Origin of the sequence: Rhizobium pisi (genome assembly GCF_003938655.1) — a bacterium.
GTDB lineage: Bacteria > Pseudomonadota > Alphaproteobacteria > Rhizobiales > Rhizobiaceae > Rhizobium > Rhizobium pisi.
Map to the genome: position 1 here is coordinate 309,332 of NZ_RJJT01000003.1, position 21,491 is coordinate 330,822.

The following is a 21,491-nucleotide window of genomic DNA, read 5'->3' on the forward strand; positions in this document are numbered from 1 at the left end:
GAAGGCGGCGCTAGACTCGTACAGCGACATTCAAAAGCTGAAGCCCGATGAATCGTCGAGAAGAAGCATTCCCTTATTCGTCCAGCGGCCACCTAGGGGAGCTGGCTCAACCAGCCCGTAAGCGGCGAGAACCTCGACCGCCAGTTCGCCGGCATACATCGCCTTGTGATTCAGATAGCCGTTGCCTTGGCTTATGTATTGTTCACACATCCACGCCAGCGCTTTCAGTATCTCTTTCTCTTCGAGGGTCACGACTTTTGGGGCTCCTGCGCACCTAAAATACACAATGAAATCAGAGGCTACATGACTTTAGCGATCATCGCCACCGTCTTGGGATTAGTGGTGCGATGGTTTTGCGGCAACCCAGCCGAGCTCATTCGCCGCCCGAACATTGCCAGCGGATGACGCGGCAGCTGCCGGTCTGCCTGCTGCAACTGCCGATCGCCTGGCGCTGCGCCTCGCGGCGGTCGTAACCCCAACCGGAGCCCCAGCCGCCGCGATAACCGACGGCGACCGCGCCGCAGCCGTTGCGGAACCAGATGGCGATGCGGCAGTCATTTGCGCTGTCGTCACAATTGCGCCGGGCGACGGTTTCGGCGGCGCCGCGACTTCCATAGGCATAGGACCAGCCGGTGGCGCCTGATGACGGCGAATAGGCGATGGCGCCATAGGTGTCGGCGAGCGCCGGGCCGGCGCCGGCAAGGAGTGTCAGAACTGCAAGCGATGCCAGAATTCGTTTCATGAAATGTCCCCGCGTGCGAATCGGCGATTGCCGTCCGGCAAACTATCAGAGGCCTGTGGCGGAATGTCAGCAGCCTAAGTCATAGCTGGACGCTTTCGGCAAAAGCATCGAGCGTCCGCACTTTTCTTGGCCGTGCCATCTTTTCCTGCCGCTTCCGCTGGTTAAGGTAGCGCCTGCAACCGGACTCATTCCATGTCGCTTCGCCTCGCCACCTTCAACGTCGAAAATCTCCTGACCCGTTTCGATTTCACCGGCTTCCGCAACCAGCTGCGCCAGGACCGCGTCATCAAGCTTTTCGAGGTGTCGAGCGAGGGCGTCTATCAGCAGCTCGAGCAGGCCCGCGTGATCGCCGCGACCGACGACACCAGGCAGATGACGGCGCTTGCGATCGCCGATGCGGATGCCGATATCCTCTGCCTGCAGGAAATCGACAACATGGCCGCGCTTCAGGCCTTCGAATACGGCTATCTCTTCCGCATGGTCGGAAACGGCTACCGGCAGAAATTCCTGGTGGAGGGCAATGACAGCCGCGGCATCGATGTCGCCGTGCTGATGCGCGAGGAAACGCGCGACGGCCAGAAGATCGAGCTGCAGGATATCAAGAGCCACGCGATGACGACCTATCGCGATCTCGATCTCTTCGACGAGGAGTTGGCGCTCACCAACCGCATCGACGACAAGATCTTCAAGCGCGATTGCCTGGAACTCGATCTGCTGATCGGCGGCCGGCCGTTTTCGCTCTATGTCGTGCATTTCAAATCGATGGGCAATCCGCGCGAGGGGCTCGACGGACGGCAATCAACCATGCCGATCCGCCGTGCCGAGGCGCGCGCCGTGCGCCGCATCATCGAGGACCGCTTCGGCGCCGGCCAGACGGATAAGAAGAGCTTCGCCATCTGCGGCGACATGAATGATTACCAGGAGCGCGTCGACGTCATCGGCCGCCGCGGCGCCGGCTATCGTTTCGAGCATCAGGACGAGGCCGAAAGCGCGCTCGACGTCTTCAGCCATGACGGCTTTGCCGAAAATGTCGTGCGTCGCCGCGAGGCTCTCGACCGCTGGACGCTCTATCACACGCGCGGGCCGCAGGAGCAGTGGCTCTGCCAGCTCGACTATCTCTGGCTCTCGCCCGCGCTCGCCGCCCACAATGCCGGCCGCCTGCCGGAGATCATCCGCAACGGCCAGCCCTATCGCACCATCTTCCCGCCCGGGCAGGAGGTGGAGCGCTATCCCCGCACCGGCTGGGATCGGCCGAAGGCCTCCGATCACTGCCCCCTCGTCATGACACTGGATCTCCCCTGAGAACGAACATGAAAACCAATTTGAACGTGAATTTTCCGAACACCGATTTTTCCGATGATTTTGCCGGCTGGCCGCTGGAAGCCACGGTCTTCCCGATCGCCGGCGTCGATCTCAAGGTTATGCCCGGCACCCATCCCTTCGTCGCCGCCGAGGAAGCGGCGATCCGCGAGAACTGGGTGAAGGAGAGCGCCGCCAACCCGGCGCTCTTCGACGGGCGTCTCGTCTTCCAGCGGCGGCTGACATTCGGTGAGGATGGAATCTCGGGCGAGGGCTACGTCGTTCCCTTTTCCGCCTTCATGTGGTGGCGCCGCCAGCCTGAGCGCCAAGGCGGCATTCATATCTTCGCCTATCCGGTGCTCGAAAGCTCCGACGGCGCATTGGTGGCGATCCGCATGGGCGCCCATACCGCCAATCCCGGCCAGGTCTATTTCGCCGCCGGCTCGCTTGAACCCGAGGATATCGTCGATAACAACTGCGACATCGAAGCCAACATGCGCCGTGAGGTCCACGAGGAGACTGGGCTCGATCTCGCCCAATCCGTGGCGGGGCAGGGGCTCTACGCCACGCATGCCAGACGGACGGTGACGCTCATCCGGCTCTTCCGCTTCGACATGACGGCCGACGAGATGGTGAAGCGGATCGAGGCTCACATGCTGGTGGCCGAAGACAAGGAGATCGCCGGTGCGGTGGCGATCCGCTCGGCCGATCACGCGGCCCATCCTTACAACATCGCCATGCTGCCGGTGATCGACTGGTATTTCGGCAAGGCTGGTGCGTGAGGGGTAGAGGACAAGATGGCATGGGTTGAGGCCTCTCGGATGCACCATGCCTGGGTTCCTGGGCACCGCCGTGCCGTGTGGCACCCCCCTCTGCCCTGCCGGGCATCTCCCCCACAAGGCTGGAGATTGGCAAGGAGCTTGACCATCGCTCCCTCTCAACCGGCATAGACAATCACAATGCTTTAGTTGTTTGGGGAAGCCGTCACACCCAGCCGATCTCCACCCTTGTGGGGGAGATGGCCGGCAGGCCAGAGGGGGGTGCCACACGGCACGCCCTCCTTTGACAGCCATGCGTTCGCACACGCTCCACCGCCGCTCCCCAAAATCGAATATAGTTTTCATTAACAATCACGCATAAATCCAGGAGTGCCGGCGTCTCCTGCCAGGGATGCGTTGTTCTTACTGGACTTACCGCCTTGCACTCGACCGTCTGGTCGGGCAGGTTGGCGGCGCGATGACCGATTCAAGGAGGCCGATGTGGCGCGAAGCTACAGCGTCTATGACGTGTTCACCGATCGAAAGCTTGCTGGCAACCCGCTGGCGGTGATCTTCGACGGCGACGATCTCAGCGACGAGGCGATGCAGGCGATCACCCGGGAGATCAATCTCTCCGAGACGGTGTTCGTGCAGCCCGCGACCAACCCCGCCTATGCGGCGAAACTCAGGATATTCACACCGGGACGCGAACTGCCCTTTGCCGGCCATCCGACGGTCGGCACGGCGGTGGCGCTTGCCGAATGGACGCACGGCGCCACGACCCGCGATCTCGTCACGGTGCTCGAAGAAAATGTCGGGCCGGTGCGCTGCGCGGTGCGGCTCAGAGAGGGCGAGGCGAGCTTTGCCGAATTCGACCTGCCGCGCAAATCGCAGCAGGCCGTCATGCCGCTCGACAAGCTCGGCATCGCTGATGCGCTGTCGCTGAAGACGAGCGAGATCGGCTTCGAAAATCATGTTCCCGCGATCTGGAGCGCCGGCGTTCCCTTCCTGCTCATTCCGGTCCACGATGTCGGCGCGGCGCAACGGCTGGAGTTCGATCCGCAGCTCTGGGAAAAGATCGTGCCCTTCGTCGACGGCGCGCTCGCCTCGGCCTATGTCTATTGCCGCGGCGGCGTCAACCATGTGGCGAAGTTTCATGCGCGCATGTTCGCAAGCGGCATGGGCATCGTCGAGGACCCGGCGACCGGGTCGGCGGCAGCCGCCCTTTCCGGCGCGATCCACTATTTCGACCGGCTGACGGACGGGCATCACCCGATCCTGATCGAGCAGGGCGTGGAGATGGGCCGGCCCTCCTTCATCCACCTGCATATCGACGTCGACGGCGGGGTGATCTCCAACGCCCGGATCGGCGGTCAGGCAGTGCGGCTGGCAAGCGGTACTCTCGACCTTTGATTTCATAGAGCGCCGCGCGTCCGGACGGACGCGCCAAGGACGCTCTATCACTTTGAATCGGCGCATAATCCTTTCCGAAAATCGATTCCGATTTTCGGGGTTATGCGCTGCATTTCAGCCATGCGGAAAAATCTTTGAGATTAACCAAAGAATTTTCGCCGATGCGCTGGACAAGCCTGCCGATCCTGTTTATACGCCCCGTCACACCGCACAACCAAGCGCGGACGGGTGATTAGCTCAGTTGGTAGAGCAGCTGACTCTTAATCAGCGGGTCGTAGGTTCGAGCCCTACATCACCCACCAAATCTCTTGAAAAGATTGATGATTTGACGTCGGGCCGGATTTTCCGGCCTGCTGGAAATCGTTCCGGAAACGGGCGATACGGTCCGCACTGGCCGCATCGGTGCGCTCGCCCTATCTTCCTCTCATAAACTGGAGGGGGCCATGAGAAGCGTCATCTTCGCTGTCGCCTTGTCTCTGCCGCTGCCGGCTTTTGCCGCCGGAGTGGTGCAGGTCAAAGCGGCCGATCACAGCTGCGGTGAGATTGCGCAGATTGTCCGTCAGAACAAGAAGGTCTTTGTCCGCGTGGGTTTCGGCGGGCGCAGTTTTCGCTATCCGCCGGCTCAATGCAGCCTGGGTGACATGCGCAGCACTGCCAGTTTTCGCGACGGCGGGGGAAAGCAGTGCGTTCTCGATTATGCCTGCGTCTACGACCCGGCGTCCTCCTATAATTTTCCCTGATGGTTCAGCGGCAAAGGCAGTGAGCGCAATGCGTCAATCGCGGTCAGTCGGCTTCACGCCAATGAGCCAGAGACCTCCGAGGATGAAAATCACCAGTGCCGCCATCGCTGCCATAGGCGGTCCGTACTCCGAAAAAGAGTAGGAGGTGTTGAGCGCGGCAAAGTGTGTGGCCGCAATGGCAAGCTTTGCGGCAATCAGAAGGGCGAGGGCACCGTTTCTGACGTATCGCCCGATCCTGCGCCAGTCGTAAGGCGCATCCCTCTTCGGAACCAGAGCGGCCTCGATCCGCTTTCGTTCAGGTAATGCGGGGCGCCTCTGTCCAAACGTGGGTTTCATGATCGGCAGGATAGATGAAACGTCTTAACGGATCGGAGGTTGCGCGATCATTTCCATGCAGGATTGAGGCTCCGCTCCCCTCCGAAGCGCCCCGGACGCTTTGCGTTGAGGCGATGTTCAATTGAATCCTGCGGTTGAAAATTTCTCGTCTGGCGTATTGACTCTTGCGGCATTTGGAACAAAATAAGAACATATCTTCGAACAGCTTGGTAAAAGCACTGGGGTGATAAAGGAAAGGGTGGCGACGGCCAGTCTTATCGGGGCATTCCGGACTGGTCGGATGAAGCTCACACTCTAACTTTATTCGCTCACATCAGGAGTGAGTATGAAAAGCGTCGTTCTGGCTTTTGCGTTGCTGCTTCCATCCGCGGTCCTTGCGGCCCAGGCGGTGGAGGTCAATGCCAGGGATCACAGCTGCGAGGAGCTTGCGCGGATCATCCGTCAGGACAAGGCGGTGTTCGTGCGCATGGGCTTCGGCGGCCGCAGCTTCCGCTATCCGCCGGCCAGGTGCAATCTGGGGGACAAGTACGACACTGCGAGGGTGAGGGATGCCAGCGGCAAGCTCTGCGTCCTCGACTACGAGTGCGTCTACGACCCTCAGTCCTTCTATAACAGAATTCCCAAGTAACCTTCTATAACAGAATTCCCAAGTAATTCCGCCCAAGCATGGCCAAGCCTGACGCGCCTGAGAAGGCGCGAACGGGATCGGCTTGTCCGGTCGCGCGGTGGCGAGGCTGACTGAAGAGCGGGCAGGGAATGAATGAAATCAGTGGTTTATGGTAAGGGTTGAATCCTTCAACCTTCATTTGGGGAGACGTATCATGCGCAAGTTTGTTTTCGCAGCGGCGATGCTGATATCAGGCGAGGCCTTTGCCGGCTGCGAGCTTATCTCCGGTCCGTGCTGGACGCAGGGCCGCGATACCTACACGATGGAGCGGAATTCCGGCGGCAGCTACAACACCTATCGCAACGGCGATCCCTATTCGCAGACCCAGCAGAATCTCAGCGGGAATTATCGCGAAACCATCTACGGAGGCGGTTCTCGCACCTATAATTACGACCCGTATAAGGGCTTCGACAGCAAGAAAAAGAGCAATGGCTGGTAATGCGGCGAACGGCTGATTGCCGTTCGATTTGCCCTGAAAGGCGTGCGCCATCTCAGTTGCATCCATTCCCGCCAATTGCGGCGGGCATCGTTGCCGATGGGGGCGAAAGCCGAAATCCAGGTGAGGGCGGGCGGCCGATATCGATTTCGCCAATCCTGCCGCCGGGGCTGCTCAGTCGGGAGTGATAAGGGCAAGAAAAAAGGCCGGGCGAATTTCGCACCGACCTTCCTCGATCTGCCTCAACGGCGGCTGCCAGTACATCCGTGGTCAGCCGTCGGAGACAAATTGTATGAGTGATATTTAATATTCGCCTGAAGAGGTTCAAGGGCCACGCGGTAAAAAAGATGCCCAGGGTGGCGCATGACGGCGGGAATGGAGATCGGCATTCCCCGATGCGCCAGTATATTGAACCGTCCCCGGAGTGGCGTGTCCGACACGCCAGGGACGTATCCGTTCCATGTGCCGAGCAGGATTAATGCTGGGCAGGGGCAGCCGGCGTGGCCGGAGCCGGAGCCGGAGTTGCCGGTGCCGGTGCTGATGTCGCGCTGTTGTCGGTCGGAGCGATCGGCTTGACCGGTACCGGCTCGGATTGGGTCGTGGAGGCCGTCGTATCCGGGGATGTGCCGGGCGGTGTGCTGCTCCACTGCGAATAGGCGAATGCAGCGACAGCGATCACGGCCAATGCAGCGACCCAGACCACCCAGTTATTGCTGGTGCGCATGCTCGGCGTCGTGCGCAGATCCAGATTCGGGTTCAGCGGGCGGTTCGGATCGTTAGGGCTATTGGGGTCGTACGTCATGGTACTTTCTCCTCTTTCGGTGAGAGAGAAATGGCGAAGCGGGCTTTTTGTTCCGCTATGGGCCGGATGGCCTGTGTTTTCAGGGCTTTTGGTTGCGAAAGGTTCCATAAGCTTTCGTCTCACCGAGCGTAGAGGATCTGCCGCAGCGTCTCGATTCCTCTTCTCCCCTCGGGGAGAAGGTGCCCGTAGGGCGGATGAGGGGGCGGCACGGCATGCCGTTGATCGCCCTCCGCTTGCACTTCGTGCATTCGCTCCTATCGTCGCTCACCCCCTCATCTGCCTGCCGGCATCTTCTCCCCGCCGGGGAGAAGGGGAATCGTGGCGATGTCTCGCCCCGGCATCTTCGCTTCGTTCTTCAAGATTGTTCACTGAACATCTCGGATGACGCCTGCCGATCATCTCATGCGGATGACAAGCCGCCATGCCGACGGCAAGCCGCCGCGCGGACGCCAAGCCGCCGCGATCTAATGCGCTTGACATGGCGGGGGCAGTTTGCGCATGATTTTGCCATGGGGTCGCGATCACCCCACGAGGCGTCATGCTGAAGAATCGCGTCCAGTACACCGATCAACGGAGGACGCGTCATGCCGTCATTTCTTGAAATTTCTCCCGACAAGCTCAACCGCCTCATCGGAACGCCGGGTGCGCCCTGCATCATCGACGTCCGCACCGAGGAGGATTTCGCGCTCGATCCGCGCCTGGTGCCGGGCTCGATCCGGCGCAGCCATGCCGACGTCGCGTCCTGGGCGGGCAGCGTCGATGCCGATGCCGTCGTCGTGGTCTGCCAGAGGGGCGCCAAGCTCAGCCACGGCGTGGCCGCCTATCTCAGACATGCCGGCATCGAGGCGGAAAGCCTCGAAGGCGGCTTCGAAGCCTGGGTTGCGGCGGGCCCTGTCGTGCCCGAGGCGAAGCTGCCGCGCCGCGATGCCGAAGGGCGCACCGTCTGGGTGACGCGGGCGCGGCCGAAGATCGACCGCATCGCCTGTCCCTGGCTGATCCGGCGCTTCGTCGATCCGGACGCCGTCTTCCTGTTCGTGCCGACGTCTGAGGTTCTGGCCGTCGGCGAGCGTTTCGGGGCTGTGCCCTTCGATATCGAAGATGTGTTCTGGAGCCATCGCGGCGAACTCTGCACCTTCGACGTGATGGTCGAGGAGTTCGGGCTGACGTCGGAGCCGCTTCTGCACCTCGCGCGGATCGTCCGGGCAGCCGATACGGCAAGGCCCGATCTTGCGCCCGAGGCATCAGGTCTGCTTGCCGCCTCGCTCGGCCTGTCCCGCATGTATTCCGACGATCTGGAGCAGCTCGAGGCCGGGATGCTGCTCTACGACGCCTTTTACCGCTGGTGCCGCGACGCGACCGAGGAAACCCACAACTGGCCCGCGCCGAAGAAGAGGCCATGAGATGGCCGAGATGACAGGCCATGCGCCCGCCGGGCAGGCGGGGGAGAAAGACGCGGGCGAGGGGCATCGTCACGGCGTCTCGTTCGGGGAGGCCTTCCGGGTGTGGCTGCGCGTTTCGGCGCTCAGCTTCGGCGGCCCTGCCGGCCAGATCGCCGTCATGCACCGGATCATCGTCGACGAGAAGCGATGGATCGGCGAGCACCGTTTCCTGCATGCGCTGAATTATTGCATGCTGCTTCCAGGGCCTGAGGCGCAGCAGCTCGCCATCTATATCGGCTGGCTGATGCACCGCACAGCGGGCGGTCTCGTCGCCGGCATATTGTTCGTGCTGCCGGGGTTCCTGTCGATCCTCGGCCTCAGCTATATCTATGCGGCATACGGCAGCGTCGGCCTCGTCGCCGGCCTGTTCTTCGGGTTGAAGGCGGCCGTGCTTGCCGTCGTCGTGCAGGCCGTCTTCCGCATCGGCGGCCGGGCGCTGAAGAACCGCGTGATGGTCGCCATCGCTGCCGCTGCCTTCGTCGCCATCTTCTTTCTGCACATGCCGTTCCCGCTGATCGTGCTTGCCGCCGGTCTTGGCGGTTTCTTCGGCGGCAGGTTGGGGCTTGCCGCCTTCCAGACGGGCGGCGGGCACAAGGCGGGAAGCGGCCCGGTGCTGTCGGATGCGGAGTCGGCGCTTGGCGAAGACATACCGGCGCATGCGCGCCCGAATCTCGGCTGGTCGCTGCGAATGTCGGCAGTGCTGCTTGCCCTCTGGCTCGTGCCCGTCGCCACACTCTACATCGCCTTCGGTGCGGGCAATGTCTTTACCGAGATCGGGCTGTTCTTCAGCAAGATGGCGGTCGTCACCTTCGGCGGCGCCTATGCCGTGCTCGCCTATGTCGCGCAGCAGGCCGTGCAGCATTTCGGCTGGCTGAAGCCCGGCGAGATGCTCGATGGTCTCGGCATGGCCGAGACGACGCCGGGGCCGCTGATCATGGTCGTGCAGTTCGTCGGCTTCATGGGCGCCTACCGCAATCCCGGATCGCTCGATCCGATGCTTGCCGCCACGCTTGCGGCGATCCTGACGACCTGGGTGACGTTCGTGCCCTGCTTCCTCTGGATCTTCCTCGGCGCACCCTTCATCGAAAAGCTGCGCGGCAACGCCGCACTCGCCGGCGCAATGTCGGCGATCACGGCGGCGGTGGTCGGTGTCATTCTCAACCTCGCGGTCTGGTTCGGCGTGCACACGCTGTTTGCCGAAGTCGCATCCGTCCGGCTCGGCGGGCTGCAGCTCGATATTCCCGTGCTGCAATCGGCCGTGCCGGCGGCAATGGCGCTGTCGGCCGCCGCGGCCATCGCGATCTTCCGCTTCAAGGCCTCGGTCATCGCGACGCTGCTTGCCTGTGCGGCGGCGGGCGTGCTTTGGACGCTGGCTGTCGGCTAGCCTTCAGCTAGCTTTCAGCCCCATCCGCGGGGATGCGCATCGCGAGGATCTTGTCGATGCGCATGCCGTCCATGTCGATCACCTCGAAGCGCCAATCTTCGAAGAGGAAGGTTTCCCCGGTTTCGGGGATGTGCTGGAGCTGATGCAGGGCAAAGCCCGCCAGCGTATGGAAATCGGCATCCGGACGTTCCCGGAGGCCCAGCCGTTCGAAAGCGTCGAAGGCCGGCATCATCGCATCGATCAGCAGCGAGCCGTCCTCGCGGATGATGATGTCGGGCTCCTCGTCGGCCCCCGGCAGGTCGCCGGCAATGGCTTCGAGCAGGTCGGTCTGGGTGACGATGCCTTCCAGGCTGCCATATTCGTCGATGATGATGGCAAGGCGCACGGGCGAGGCCTTGAAACTGTCGATCACGCGCACGACCGAGGTGCCCTCGTGCAGCACCAGCGGCTGCTTGATCACCGCCATCGGCCGGACCTTGCCGCCGTCGAGCACCTGGTCGAGAAGATCCTTCTTCAGCACCATGCCGATCGGCTCGTCTATCGAGCCGCGGGCGACCAGCAGCTGCTCGTGGGTGCATTCGCGGATCGTCTTCAGGATCTCGGCCTCGCTGTCGTCGGCATCGAACCATTCGATGTCGAGACGCGGGGTCATGATGTCGGAGATCGGCCTTTCGCCGATGTTGAATACCCGCTCGACGAGCTGCTGCTGCACCTGGTTCAGGAGGCCTGCCTCGTGGCTCTCGGCGACGAGGAGCTTTAACTCCTGCGGCGAGTGAAACGACGATTCCCCGGTTCCGGCGCGAAGGCCGACGGCGCGCAGCACGAAATTGCCCATACCGTTGAGCGTGAAGATCGCCGGCTTGAACAGCACGAGGAACAGCCCGAGCGGGCGCACGACGGCAAGCGAGGTGGCTTCGCTGCGCTGCAGCGCCAGGCTCTTCGGCGCAAGCTCGCCAAGCACGATGTGCAGCGCGGTGATGATAACGAAGGCGATGACGATCGCGACGGTGTGGGCGCCGGTCCTCGCCCATTCCCCGGGCAGCCACGCGAGCAGAGGCTCGATCAGGTGGGCGAGCGCGGGTTCACCGACCCAGCCGAGGGCGAGAGAAGATATGGTGATGCCGAGCTGGGTGGCCGCAAGGTTGGCGTCGAGATTGTCGACGGCGCGCTGAAGGGCGGAGGCATTCATGCGCCCCGCCGCGGCCAGTTCTGTAACGCGGCTGCGCCTGACCGACACCAGCGCGAATTCGGCAGCGACGAAGAAGCCATTGGCGGCGACGAGAAAAAGCACGGCGAGTATCCCGACATAGTCGTAGAGCCCGCCCGCGGATTCGGACATGTTTTTCCTTGCCTCTGAATTGGTGCGAGTCCGAAACTACACGCTCGCGCACGGCTGGCAAGGCGCGGCCGCCATTCTAGCCGTGGGCGATGGCGATGCCGTCCCGTCTTCGCCGCGATCAAGCGTCCCGGGCCGGACGGCCGATGCCTTCACTTCTTTGGCGCTTCGAAAAGTTCGATCGGGTTTCCGGCCGGGTCCTCGAGCAGGATCTGCTTGCCGCCGACGCCCTGCACGATCTCGTTGCGAAAACGCGCGCCGGCCTTGCGCAGCGTGGCGACCTCCGCTTCCAGATCCTCGACTTCGATATGGATGCGGTTCCATCCGCCGGGTTCCGGCTTTCGCCCGTCGGGCATTGGCTGGGACGCTCCGCCCGGTCCCGTCATGCCGCTGACGAGCAGACGAAAGCCATCCCTGGTCAGGATGGCAAAGCTGGGAGCAGGGCGAAGCGCGACCGAAAAGCCGAGATGTCTGGTGTAGAATTCCACCGCGGCGTCGACGTCGTCGACGATATAGCGCATGCTGATGCCGGGCATGGTTTCCTCCGTTGTGCTTTCCATCGGGCGATCCCGCGTGGGGTGCTCGATGGTTTTGAATCTGCGCCCGATCCTTGCGAAAATCGAATCCGATTTTCAGAGCCAGGCGCCCATCGCGCCGCGCAGGGCACAGCTTGCCGCGAGCAGGAGGACGATGGTCCAGGGCGGCGCTTTCCAGACGGTGAGCAGCATGAAGCCGGCGAGCGCCAGCGCGAAATCCGGCGGCGAAAGCACTGCGCTCGTCCAGACCGGGTTATAGAGCGCTGCTCCGAGAATGCCGACGACGGCAGCGTTGGCGCCGCGCATGGCGGCCTGCATGGCCGGGCGCGAGCGCAGCCCATCCCAGAAGGGCAGCATGCCGTAGACGAGAAGCAGGCCCGGCAGGAAGACGGCGACAAGCGCGATGGCGGCGCCAGCCCATCCGTTCGGCGCCGGCTCCATGACAGCGCCGAGATAGGCCGCGAAGGTAAAGAGCGGCCCGGGCACTGCCTGCGTCAGGCCATAGCCGGCGAGGAAGGATTCATTCGTCACCCAGCCGGGCGCCACGACCTCCGCCTGGAGCAGCGGCAGCACGACGTGGCCACCGCCGAACACCAGCGCACCCGAGCGGTAGAAGGCATCGAAGAGCGCGATTGCCTGGTGGCCGGTCGCACTGGCAAGGAATGGCGGGACGAGGAAGAAGGCAGCAAAGAGGGCGAGCGCGATCGCGCCGCTCCTGCGCGAGACGGGAAAGCCGAGATGGCCGGCAACAACAGGCGCTTCGGAACGGCAGAAGAACAGGCCGGCGGCCGATCCGAGCGCGATCGCGCCGACCTGGCCGAAGGATCCGCCTGTGAAGACCGCAATGGCGACTGCCGAAAGGGCAATGCCGGCGCGTTGCCGATCCGGCGTGAGGCTCTTCGCCATGCCCCAGATCGCTTGCGCGACGACGGCGACGGCAACGAGTTTCAGGCCGTGGAGCAGACCTTCCGCAACGGGGCCGGTGAAGGCGGAGGCGCCGAGCGCGAAAACAAGGAGGATGAGTGCCGACGGCAGCGTGAAGGCGCACCAGGCGGCAAGCCCGCCCGCAAGGCCGTTGCCCCGGAGGATGCCGAGCGAGAAGCCGACCTGGCTGGAAGCCGGGCCCGGCAGGAACTGGCAGAGCGCGACGAGATCGGCATAATCGGCCTCGTCGATCCATTTGCGCCGCACCACCAGTTCGTCCCTGAAATAGCCGAGATGGGCGATCGGCCCGCCGAAGGAGGTGAGGCCGAGCTTCAGGAAAACACGGAGAACTTCGAGCGGCGAGCCCTCGGCAGGGCCGGCAACGGGCAGGGCGTCGTCACGGGCGTTCATCGCCACCTCCGGTATCGGAGCCCGCGTGCTGCTGGTCGTCCATATCTCGTCGTCATCCCGGCTCACATCTTCAAAGGTCGATATTGATGGGCGACTGTATGGATAATCGGCCTGAGGTCAACGGTGTGCGCACGATGGCGATATGTGGGCGTATAAGGCTTATCTAAAATATTAGAAAGTGACCGCAGATTATGGATTTCCTTACGGAAGTTTAATTTTTATTTCAGTTTCGGTTCATCTTCCCGACCCTAGTTTTCTCCCGTGCCCAACACGAGGAACCGCACATGTAAAAGATCTTCGCAGCCCTTCTTTCCGCTTCCTTCCTCCTTTCGCCGATCGTCGCCTCCCAGGCGAGCGCGGGTGATTTTCGCCACCCGCCTGTTGTCGTCGAGAAGAAGGTGATCGTCGAAAGAACGGTCGTCCGGCCGCATTGGAAGAAGGGATACCGCGTCACTGCCGGCGAACGCCGTGGGTTTTCCGACGTCCACGACTACCGCCGCTACCGTCTGGCACCTCCGCCGCACGGCTATCGCTGGGTCCGCGCCGACCACGATTTCCTGCTGATCGGCATCACCAACGGCGTCATCTCCAGCATCATTTCCGGGCGTTGATCGATGGAGGAATGAGGGCGGCTTCGGCCGCCTTTTCCGGTTTTGAGGCGGGCAAGCGACACCGTCTCGATAAGCATGTCGCTCTCTGTCCTCCCTCATTCCTGTGCTTGTCACAGGAATCCAGCCACGGCGCGTCGGCGCCGTGAATGACTCCCATACAGGCAGCGTTTCCCGCGCCCAAGGACTTGGGCGCACTGGATTCCTGTGACGAGCACAGGAATGAGGGTGGGTGGAGCGGCGTTTGCGCCAAACTCGCCGTGTCGGTTGTGATCGCTTAGGCTGTGAACTCATAAATCGTATTGGCGGCGATCGTTGCCAGAATGAGCCAGTCTCCTCAATAGCTCAGATGGAGCCAATAGTTCGGCTCCGTTTCGAGGATTTTCATCAGCTCCAAGTATCTCGACCTTGCTTCAGAATCATCCGGTGCTGCGTTCCTCCACAGCGTGAAGTTGGCTGGCCTGAGAAGCTGGTCGCCCTCATAGTCGCATATTTCGATGCTTGGCAAAGACGTTAAGATCGCGGCGATCACACGATCTGGTCCATGGCGTACGGCGTCCCATGCTGGATGTTCAAAACCTTCGATGGTTTCAACTACGATATTCAGGCTCATCTTTGTTTCCTGCTGCTGCATCCGCAGCATAAGCTGGTTCAACGTCCGTAAGGAAGAAGGCTTTCCTGTCGCTGTGAATTATAATCCAGGCTCCGTATGAACAGATATGACCTGACCGACTTCGAATGGCGCGTGATCGAGCCACTGTTGCCCAACAAACCGCGTGGTGTGCCTCGTGTTGACGACCAAAAAGTCTTGAACGGCATTTTCTGGGTTTTGCGATCCGGTGCGCCATGGCGCGACATGCCGGAACGATATGGCCCCTATACGACCTGCTACAACCGGTTTCGACGCTGGATGAGAGCTGGAATCTAGGACAGGTTGATGGATGCTCTCACGAGCCCGTCGGACGATAATGTGACAATGATCGATGGCACTTCCGTTCGCGTACATCAATTGGCGGCAACACTGAAGGCTGATCATCAGGATCGCTGCTTCGGACGAAGTCGGGGCGGTCTTACGACAAAAATCCATGCCGTAACTGATGGCAACGGGCTGCCAATCAAAGTTGCCATCACACCCGGTAACGCCCACGACCTAACTGCAGCCAGTGAACTGCTCAATGACCTTCCCCTGGCGGAATGCTGCTTGCTGACAAGGCTTACGATGCCGATTGGCTACGCGCAAAGTTGAGAACCAGGCGTTCTTGGGCGAACATCCCACCGAAATCCAACCGAAAGAGACCGATCGTCTTCAGTCCGTGGCTTTACAGGAAGCGAAATCTCATCGAGCGCTTCTTCAGTAAGCTGAAGTGCTACCGAAGAATTGCGACCCGGTACGACAAGCTGGGCGTAACGCTCCTCGCCATGACAAAGCTTGCTTGTATTCGCCTCATTCTCCGCCATAACGAGTCCACGGCCTAGTCCTGCCGCCGTGACGGCATGACCCGTTCAGCAATGACGCCGAGTAATCCTTTGGCCTTGCGCGGCGTTTCGTCCGCGGGCTCAAACGTCCGCGGATGCAACCCCTCGATCGGCGGCAGCGGATCACATTCGCTGCAGACGCAGCGGTAAGACCTGATCGCCGTCGCCTTCATGCCGCCTGCCGGTTCCAGCTGGCAAAGGGATCGGGAAAATTGCGCCAGCGTTCGGGCGTGAACGCATCGCTTTCCACCAGGCAGGCGTCGAGTTCCTTCCTGATCCACGCCTCGTCCATCGGGTCGGCGCCGATGAAGACGATTTGCTGGCGGCGGTCGCCCCAGATGGGGTTGAGATAGGGGTTGAGGGCGCTGAGGAAGCCGGATTCATCGGGCCATTGTTCACGCGGCACGGCTGCCCACCACAGGCCCATCTTGCCGGTGCGGACGATGGCGCCCGCCTGGCTGATCTCGCCGACATGGTGCGGGCGGGTCGCCAGCCAGAAAAAGCCTTTGGCGCGCACAACGCCCGGCCATGTCTTGTCGAGAAAGGCCTGCAGCTTGGCCGGATGGAAGGGCCGCTTTTCGCGGTAGACGAAGGAGCGGATGCCGTATTCCTCGGTTTCCGGCACATGGTCGCGGAAGCCGTGCAGTTCCTTGTACCAGAGCGGATGGGTCTCGGCCCTGTCGATATCGAAACGTTCGGTGCCGAGCACCTCCTTCAGTGCCACCTTGCCGAAATCTGCCTCGATCAATTTGGCGTCCGGGTTGAGGCCGATGATGATTTTCCGCGCTGCGTCGCGCTGTTCATCGCTTGCCGTGCCGATCTTGTTCAGCACCACGACATCGGAAAATTCGATCTGCTCGACCAGCAGGTCGACGATGGTCCTGTTGTCGCCGTCGCCCGCCGTTTCACCGCGGTCAGCGAGAAAATCGGCCGAGGTATAATCGGCGAGCAGGTTGGCGGCATCGACGACGGTCACCATCGTATCCAGCCTTGCCACATCCGAGAGGCTCTCACCGTTCTCGTCGCGGAATTCGAAGGTGGTGGCGACGGGCAGGGGCTCGGCGATGCCGGTGGATTCGATCAGCAGGTAATCAAAGCGGCCCTGATCGGCGAGCTGGCGGACTTCTTTCAGGAGGTCGTCGCGCAGCGTGCAGCAGATGCAGCCATTGGTCATCTCGACCAGCTGCTCCTCGGTGCGGGAGAGATTGGCGCCGCCGTCGCGCACCAGGCTGGCGTCGATATTCACCTCGCTCATGTCGTTGACGATGACGGCGACGCGCAGGCCCTCGCGATTGGCGAGCACATGGTTGAGCAGGGTCGTCTTGCCCGCGCCGAGAAAGCCTGAGAGCACTGTGACCGGAAGTCTGTTGTCTTTCTGCCTGATATTCATCGATTACCTCATTTTATGTTATATCATTACATAAATGGAAACGAAAAAAGGCGGAACGGGGGTGTCGCCGCCTTCTTCCGCCTCGGCTCTCCCAAGCTCTGCGCGTCCGGTCGGACGCACAGAGCCGGCATGAGGGGTCACGCGCTGGAGAGGCAATCCTTCATGCTGTCGGCAATGCCGCGCATGAGGGTGAAGTAGAGATCGGGGCCGGCCTTCAGGGTCGCCGCTTCCGGATCCAGCACGCCGGACTTCGCGCGGGTGCCTTCGATCACGACATCGATCAGGCGAGGCTCGAATTGCGGCTCGGCAAAGACGCAAGTTGCGCCGAGTTCGCCGACTTTGCGGTGGATTTGCGAGACGCGCTCGGCGCCGGGAATGGTTTCCGGGCTGACGGTGATCGAGCCGGCGACGCGGATGGCGTAGCGGTGCTCGAAATACTGGTAGGCGTCGTGGAAGACGATGAAGGGCTTGTCCTTGACCGGGGCGACGGCGGCGGCGATCTCCTTGTCCAGCGCATCCAGCTTGTCATCCAGAGCTTTGGCGTTGCCCTGATAGGTCAGTGCATTGGCGGGGTCGGCGGCAACTAGCGTCGTGGTGATCATGGCGGCCATGGCTTTGGCATTCATCGGGTCGAGCCAGAGATGCGTGTCGAAGGTGCCGTGCTCGTGGTCGTGATCAGCCTCGGCGCCATGCGTGGCGTCAGCCTCCTCGTGCTCGTCTCCGTCATCATGCGGCTCGAATGCGCCGCCTTCGCGGAAGGGCAGCTTGACGAGGCCCGGCGCGTTGTCGAGCTCGGCGATGCTGGCATTTGTGCCCAGCGCTTCAAGCGGCTTTTGGAGAAAGGCCTCGAGGCCGGGGCCGACCCAGAAGACGACCTTGGCTTCCTGCAGAGCCCGCGCGTTCGAAGGCTTCATATTGTAGGTGTGCGGGGAGGCGGCGCCGTCGACGATCAGCTCCGGTTCGCCAACGCCCTGCATGATCGCCGAGACCAGCGAATGGATCGGCTTGATCGAGGTGACGACGACGGGCGCGTCTGCGGCCCGCATCGTGCCGGCAGAGAGGAGGGCGGGGATCGCAAGGGCGGGGATGGTAAGGGCCGGCATGGCGAGAACGGCCGGAATTCGAAGGGCCAGGGTTTTCAGGGCAGGCCCCAGGGCGCGTTTCATCATAGGCTCCGCTTGAATTGCAAATGTTATGTTATTACATCAATTGCGTTATGCTATAACGTGTGCGATAGCAGGACGCAACAGCACTTTCGGAAAATTTGATGCTCTCTCCCGCAAATGCTCCCGCTGGTGTCAGGGGCGAACCGCTGGTTTCGCTCGAGGATGTCGGCGTTCTCAGGAACGGCCGCTGGCTGGTGCGCGGCGTCGATTTCTCCGTCTCGCGCGGCGAGATCGTCACGCTGATCGGGCCGAACGGCTCCGGCAAATCGACGAGCGCGAAGGCGGCGATCGGCGTGTTGAAGCCCGACGAGGGCAGGGTGGAGCGCAAGCCCGGTCTCAAAGTCGGCTATGTCCCGCAGAAGCTTTCGATCGACTGGACGCTGCCGCTGACGGTGCGCCGGCTGATGACGCTGACCGGCCCGCTGCCGGAGCGAGACATGCACGCGGCCCTCGAAGCGGCCGGCATCGCCCATATGCTCGGTGCCGAGGTGCAGCATCTTTCCGGCGGCGAATTCCAGCGGGCGCTGATGGCCCGTGCTATCGCCCGCAAACCCGACCTGCTGGTGCTCGACGAGCCGGTGCAGGGGGTGGATTTCGCCGGCGAGATCGCGCTCTACGACCTCATCAAATCGATCCGCAACTTGAGCGGCTGCGGCATCCTGCTGATCTCGCACGATCTCCACGTCGTCATGGCCGAGACCGATACGGTGATCTGCCTGAACGGCCATGTCTGCTGCCGCGGCACGCCCGAAGCTGTCAGCCGCAGCCCGGAATATGTGCGCCTGTTCGGCAGCCGGGCTGCCCAGACGCTTGCCGTCTACAGCCACCACCACGATCATACGCATTTGCCGGACGGGCGCGTGCGCCATGCCGACGGTTCTGTGACGGATCACTGCCGCCCCGATGACGGGCATCACGCTCATGCCCCGCATGAGCACGCGCATGCCCCGCATGACCACGACCATGATCATTCACACGCAGATGATGCCCATGCGCATGACGGTCAGCATGCGCACGATCATGCCCATGAACACGCCCATTCCCGCAGCGGGGAGGGCCGCCATGCTTGACGATTTCTTCGTGCGGGCGATCCTTGCTGGGGTCGGGCTGGCGCTGACGACCGGGCCGCTCGGCTGCTTCATCATCTGGCGGCGCATGGCCTATTTCGGCGATACGATCGCCCATTCGGCGCTGCTCGGCGTTGCCTTGTCGCTGCTCTTCGAAGTCAACCTGACGCTGGCCGTCTTTGCCGTCGCCGCCTTGGTGTCGGTGCTGCTGCTCTTCCTGCAGAAGCGCCAGGCGCTGTCGGCCGATGCGCTGCTCGGCATCCTCTCGCATGCCACACTTGCAATCGGCCTCGTCATGGTCGCTTTCATGAGCTGGGTCAGGATCGATCTCATCGCCTTCCTGTTCGGCGATATCCTTGCCGTTTCTACCACCGATATCGCGCTGATCTGGGGCGGCGGGCTCTTCGTGCTCGCGGCGATCGCCTGGCTCTGGCGGCCGCTGCTTGCGGCAACCGTCAATGCCGAGCTTGCCGAGGCCGAGGGGCTGAAGCCGGAGCGGGCGCGACTCTTCTTCATGCTGCTGATGGCCGTCGTCATCGCGATCGCCATGAAGATCGTCGGCATCATGCTGATCACCTCGCTGCTGATCATTCCGGCGGCGGCGGCACGGCGCTTCTCGGTCACGCCGGAGATCATGGCGGTGCTTGCCTCGCTGATCGGGGCGGCCGCCGTCGTCGGCGGGCTGTTTGGCTCGCTCACCTACGATACGCCGTCTGGCCCCTCGATCGTGGTCGCGGCGCTGATCCTCTTCATTCTCAGCCTGCTACCCCGGCGCCACCGCACGGTCATGCAAGGACAAGGCTCATGACGACACCGCAACTCACCAAGAACCAGTCGCTGGTCTTCGACGTGCTCGAAAAGGCCGAAGGCCCGCTCAGCGCCTATACTATCCTCGACAAGCTGCGCGATCACGGTTTTCGCGCGCCGCTGCAGGTCTACCGGGCGCTGGAGAAGCTGCTCGAATACGGTGTCGTGCACCGGCTCGAAAGCATCAATTCCTTCGTCGCCTGCGCCCATCCCGGCGACGATTGCCACAGCCACGGCATCGTCGCCTTCGCCATCTGCGAAAGCTGCGGCCAGGTGATGGAGTTCCACGACCACGAGGTCGACCACCGCCTGATGGCCTGGGTGCGCGGGCAGAAGTTCAAGCCCGAGAAGACGACGATCGAGATCCGCGGATTGTGCGAGGCCTGTGCGGCGTAAGACGCGCGGGCCGGAATGAGGTCGTTTCACCTTCCTCATTGCGATGCTTGCCGCAGGAATCCAGCCACCTATCTTCCTGAAAGTGGTGGAGTCGACGGAAACTCAACCTGACAAAAGATGAGGCCGGAAACCGGCCTCATCTTTGCATTCTGTCGCTGGTCGAGTTCAATCCCGGCCGGCATTAGGTCAGCCCTTGTTGCCGCCCTTGCCTGGGTTGCCGTTGTCGCTCTTGCCCTGGCCGTCGTTGTCACTCTTGCCCTGGCCGTCGTTGTCGCTCTTGCCCTGGCCGCCATTGTCGCTCTTGCCCTGGTCGCCGCTGTCGCTCTTGCCCTGGTCGCCGCTGTCGCTCTTGCCCTGGCCGCCGCTGTCGCTCTTGCCCTGGTCGCCGCTGTCGCTCTTGCCCTGGCCGCCGCTGTCGCTCTTGCCCTGGCCGCCATTGTCACTCTTGCCCTGGCCGCCGCTGTCGCTCTTGCCCTGGCCGCCATTGTCACTCTTGCCCTTGCCGCCGTTGTCACTCTTGCCCTGGCCGCCGTTGTCACTCTTGCCCTGGCCGCCATTGTCGCCCTTGCCCTGGCCGCCGTTGTCGCCCTTGCCGTGGCCGCCGTTGTCGCTCTTGCCCTGGCCGCCATTGTCGCCCTTGCCCTGGCCGCCGTTGTCGCCCTTGCCCTTGCCGCCGTTGTCGCCCTTGCCCTGGCCGTCGTTGTCGCCCTTGCCGTGGCCGTCATTGTCGCCCTTGCCGTGGCCGTCATTGTCGCCCTTGCCGTGGCCGTCGTTGTCGCCCTTGCCGTGGCCGTCGTTGTCGCCCTTGCCGTGGCCGTCGTTGTCGCCCTTGCCGTGACCGTCGTTGTCGCCCTTGCCGTGGCCGTCGTTGTCGCCCTTGCCGTGACCGTCGTTGTCGCCCTTGCCGTGGCCGTCGTTGTCGCCCTTGCCGTGACCGTCGTTGTCGCCCTTGCCGTGGCCGTCGTTGTCGCCCTTACCGTGACCGTCGTTGTCGCCCTTACCGTGGCCATCGTTGTCGCCCTTACCGGGGTCGTCTTTTCCGCCGTTGTCTCCAGCGTCGCGGCTATTACCGTTGCTGCCACCGGTCCCGTTGCTGGCGACCGAGCCGGTGCTGGAGGTCTTCTTGCCGCCACCGACGTCTTCGCTGCTGCGATCCTTATCGTTCGGGCTGAACTTGCTGTCGGCCTGAATTGATCTGGTCGGCATGCACAGCCTGTATTCGAGGGTGCCGCGAACTGCGGCCTTGCAATTAACGACTGCCGAGGCTGCCGTTGCCAAGCTGCTGCTTGCCAGAAGGGAAGCAACTGCGAGGCTGAATTTCGCTGCTCTGCTGATCATTTCAATCATCTCCCAAGGTT

22 protein-coding genes, 1 tRNA gene and 1 pseudogene are annotated in these 21,491 nt (G+C 62.4%); 14 read left to right on the top strand and 10 right to left on the bottom strand.

The annotated features are described in order from the left end of the window. Positions 1-30: 30 nt before the first annotated feature. On the bottom strand, positions 31-252 hold the full coding sequence (locus EFD55_RS06105) for a hypothetical protein (RefSeq protein WP_125843719.1): 222 nt from the start codon (positions 250-252) through the stop codon (positions 31-33). Between the two features lie 121 nt (positions 253-373). Continuing rightward, positions 374-742, bottom strand: a complete 369-nt coding sequence (locus EFD55_RS06110; protein WP_125843720.1) for a DUF4189 domain-containing protein — start codon at positions 740-742, stop codon at positions 374-376. Positions 743-934: 192 nt separating this feature from the next. Between EFD55_RS06110 and EFD55_RS06115 the strand changes: the two genes are divergently transcribed. The 7 genes from EFD55_RS06115 (at position 935) to EFD55_RS06155 (ending at position 6,394) form a co-directional block, all read left to right on the top strand. Further along, entirely contained in the window at positions 935-2,044 is a 1,110-nt protein-coding gene (locus tag EFD55_RS06115) for an endonuclease/exonuclease/phosphatase family protein (RefSeq protein ID WP_125843721.1), read from the top strand. Between the two features lie 8 nt (positions 2,045-2,052). Then, positions 2,053-2,823 carry an NUDIX hydrolase gene (locus EFD55_RS06120; protein WP_125843722.1) on the top strand — a complete coding sequence of 257 codons (771 nt, stop codon included), beginning with the start codon at positions 2,053-2,055 and terminating at the stop codon, positions 2,821-2,823. A 477-nt stretch (positions 2,824-3,300) separates the two neighbouring features. Beyond that, positions 3,301-4,212 (top strand): PhzF family phenazine biosynthesis protein, encoded by a 912-nt coding sequence (locus EFD55_RS06130; protein ID WP_125843723.1) that lies wholly within the window; start codon positions 3,301-3,303, stop codon positions 4,210-4,212. Between the two features lie 226 nt (positions 4,213-4,438). Then, a tRNA-Lys gene (locus EFD55_RS06135) sits at positions 4,439-4,514 on the top strand. A gap of 141 nt (positions 4,515-4,655) precedes the next feature. After that, the gene (locus EFD55_RS06140; RefSeq protein ID WP_125843724.1) at positions 4,656-4,952 is read left to right on the top strand and encodes a hypothetical protein; all 297 of its coding nucleotides are present in this window, start codon (positions 4,656-4,658) and stop codon (positions 4,950-4,952) included. A gap of 661 nt (positions 4,953-5,613) precedes the next feature. After that, entirely contained in the window at positions 5,614-5,916 is a 303-nt protein-coding gene (locus EFD55_RS06150; RefSeq protein WP_125843725.1) for a hypothetical protein, read from the top strand. A gap of 193 nt (positions 5,917-6,109) precedes the next feature. Beyond that, positions 6,110-6,394, top strand: coding sequence for a hypothetical protein (locus tag EFD55_RS06155; protein ID WP_125843726.1), 285 nt, complete (start codon positions 6,110-6,112; stop codon positions 6,392-6,394). Between the two features lie 472 nt (positions 6,395-6,866). On the opposite strand, the gene EFD55_RS06160 is transcribed toward EFD55_RS06155, so the two are convergent. Beyond that, positions 6,867-7,193 (bottom strand): hypothetical protein, encoded by a 327-nt coding sequence (locus EFD55_RS06160; RefSeq protein WP_125843727.1) that lies wholly within the window; start codon positions 7,191-7,193, stop codon positions 6,867-6,869. 584 nt (positions 7,194-7,777) lie between these two features. On the opposite strand from EFD55_RS06160, the gene EFD55_RS06165 reads away from it, so the two are divergent. After that, positions 7,778-8,593 (top strand): chromate resistance protein ChrB domain-containing protein, encoded by an 816-nt coding sequence (locus tag EFD55_RS06165; RefSeq protein WP_125843728.1) that lies wholly within the window; start codon positions 7,778-7,780, stop codon positions 8,591-8,593. A 1-nt stretch (position 8,594) separates the two neighbouring features. Further along, positions 8,595-10,016 (top strand): chromate efflux transporter, encoded by a 1,422-nt coding sequence (chrA, locus tag EFD55_RS06170; RefSeq protein WP_125843729.1) that lies wholly within the window; start codon positions 8,595-8,597, stop codon positions 10,014-10,016. Positions 10,017-10,023: 7 nt separating this feature from the next. Here chrA (EFD55_RS06170) and EFD55_RS06175 read toward each other — a convergent pair whose 3' ends face one another. From EFD55_RS06175 to chrA (EFD55_RS06185), 3 genes are all read right to left on the bottom strand, one after another. Next, positions 10,024-11,355, bottom strand: coding sequence for a hemolysin family protein (locus tag EFD55_RS06175; RefSeq protein WP_125843730.1), 1,332 nt, complete (start codon positions 11,353-11,355; stop codon positions 10,024-10,026). Positions 11,356-11,504: 149 nt separating this feature from the next. Beyond that, positions 11,505-11,888: a VOC family protein gene (locus tag EFD55_RS06180; protein WP_125843776.1), complete on the bottom strand. Its 384-nt coding sequence runs from the start codon at positions 11,886-11,888 to the stop codon at positions 11,505-11,507. 96 nt (positions 11,889-11,984) lie between these two features. After that, positions 11,985-13,223, bottom strand: a complete 1,239-nt coding sequence (gene chrA, locus EFD55_RS06185) for a chromate efflux transporter (protein ID WP_125843731.1) — start codon at positions 13,221-13,223, stop codon at positions 11,985-11,987. Positions 13,224-13,516: 293 nt separating this feature from the next. Between chrA (EFD55_RS06185) and EFD55_RS06190 the strand changes: the two genes are divergently transcribed. After that, complete coding sequence (locus tag EFD55_RS06190; protein WP_245438400.1) at positions 13,517-13,834, top strand: RcnB family protein; 318 nt, start codon at positions 13,517-13,519, stop codon at positions 13,832-13,834. Between the two features lie 334 nt (positions 13,835-14,168). Here the strand turns inward: EFD55_RS06190 and EFD55_RS06195 are convergent, their stop codons facing one another. Then, positions 14,169-14,444: a hypothetical protein gene (locus tag EFD55_RS06195; protein WP_125843732.1), complete on the bottom strand. Its 276-nt coding sequence runs from the start codon at positions 14,442-14,444 to the stop codon at positions 14,169-14,171. A 96-nt stretch (positions 14,445-14,540) separates the two neighbouring features. On the opposite strand from EFD55_RS06195, the pseudogene EFD55_RS06200 reads away from it, so the two are divergent. After that, positions 14,541-15,307 (top strand): annotated as a pseudogene (locus tag EFD55_RS06200) (IS5 family transposase). 169 nt (positions 15,308-15,476) lie between these two features. Here EFD55_RS06200 and zigA read toward each other — a convergent pair. Together zigA and EFD55_RS06210 are read right to left on the bottom strand one after the other, a co-directional pair. After that, positions 15,477-16,697, bottom strand: coding sequence for a zinc metallochaperone GTPase ZigA (gene zigA / locus EFD55_RS06205; RefSeq protein ID WP_125843733.1), 1,221 nt, complete (start codon positions 16,695-16,697; stop codon positions 15,477-15,479). A 137-nt stretch (positions 16,698-16,834) separates the two neighbouring features. Beyond that, positions 16,835-17,863 (bottom strand): zinc ABC transporter substrate-binding protein, encoded by a 1,029-nt coding sequence (locus EFD55_RS06210; protein ID WP_125843734.1) that lies wholly within the window; start codon positions 17,861-17,863, stop codon positions 16,835-16,837. A 101-nt stretch (positions 17,864-17,964) separates the two neighbouring features. Here EFD55_RS06210 and EFD55_RS06215 point away from each other — a divergent pair, with 101 nt between their 5' ends. The 3 genes from EFD55_RS06215 to EFD55_RS06225 are packed head-to-tail and all read left to right on the top strand — an operon-like array spanning position 17,965 to position 20,133. Then, positions 17,965-18,933, top strand: coding sequence for an ATP-binding cassette domain-containing protein (locus tag EFD55_RS06215; protein ID WP_125843735.1), 969 nt, complete (start codon positions 17,965-17,967; stop codon positions 18,931-18,933). After that, a complete protein-coding gene (gene znuB / locus EFD55_RS06220) occupies positions 18,926-19,738 on the top strand; it encodes a zinc ABC transporter permease subunit ZnuB (RefSeq protein WP_125843736.1) in 813 nt (270 codons plus the stop codon). The genes EFD55_RS06215 and znuB overlap by 8 nt, the downstream gene beginning before the upstream one ends. Next, positions 19,735-20,133, top strand: coding sequence for a Fur family transcriptional regulator (locus EFD55_RS06225; RefSeq protein WP_085737688.1), 399 nt, complete (start codon positions 19,735-19,737; stop codon positions 20,131-20,133). The genes znuB and EFD55_RS06225 overlap by 4 nt, the downstream gene beginning before the upstream one ends. 186 nt (positions 20,134-20,319) lie before the next feature. Here EFD55_RS06225 and EFD55_RS06230 read toward each other — a convergent pair whose 3' ends face one another. After that, a complete protein-coding gene (locus EFD55_RS06230) occupies positions 20,320-21,471 on the bottom strand; it encodes a serine-rich family protein (RefSeq protein WP_125843737.1) in 1,152 nt (383 codons plus the stop codon). Positions 21,472-21,491: the final 20 nt, after the last annotated feature.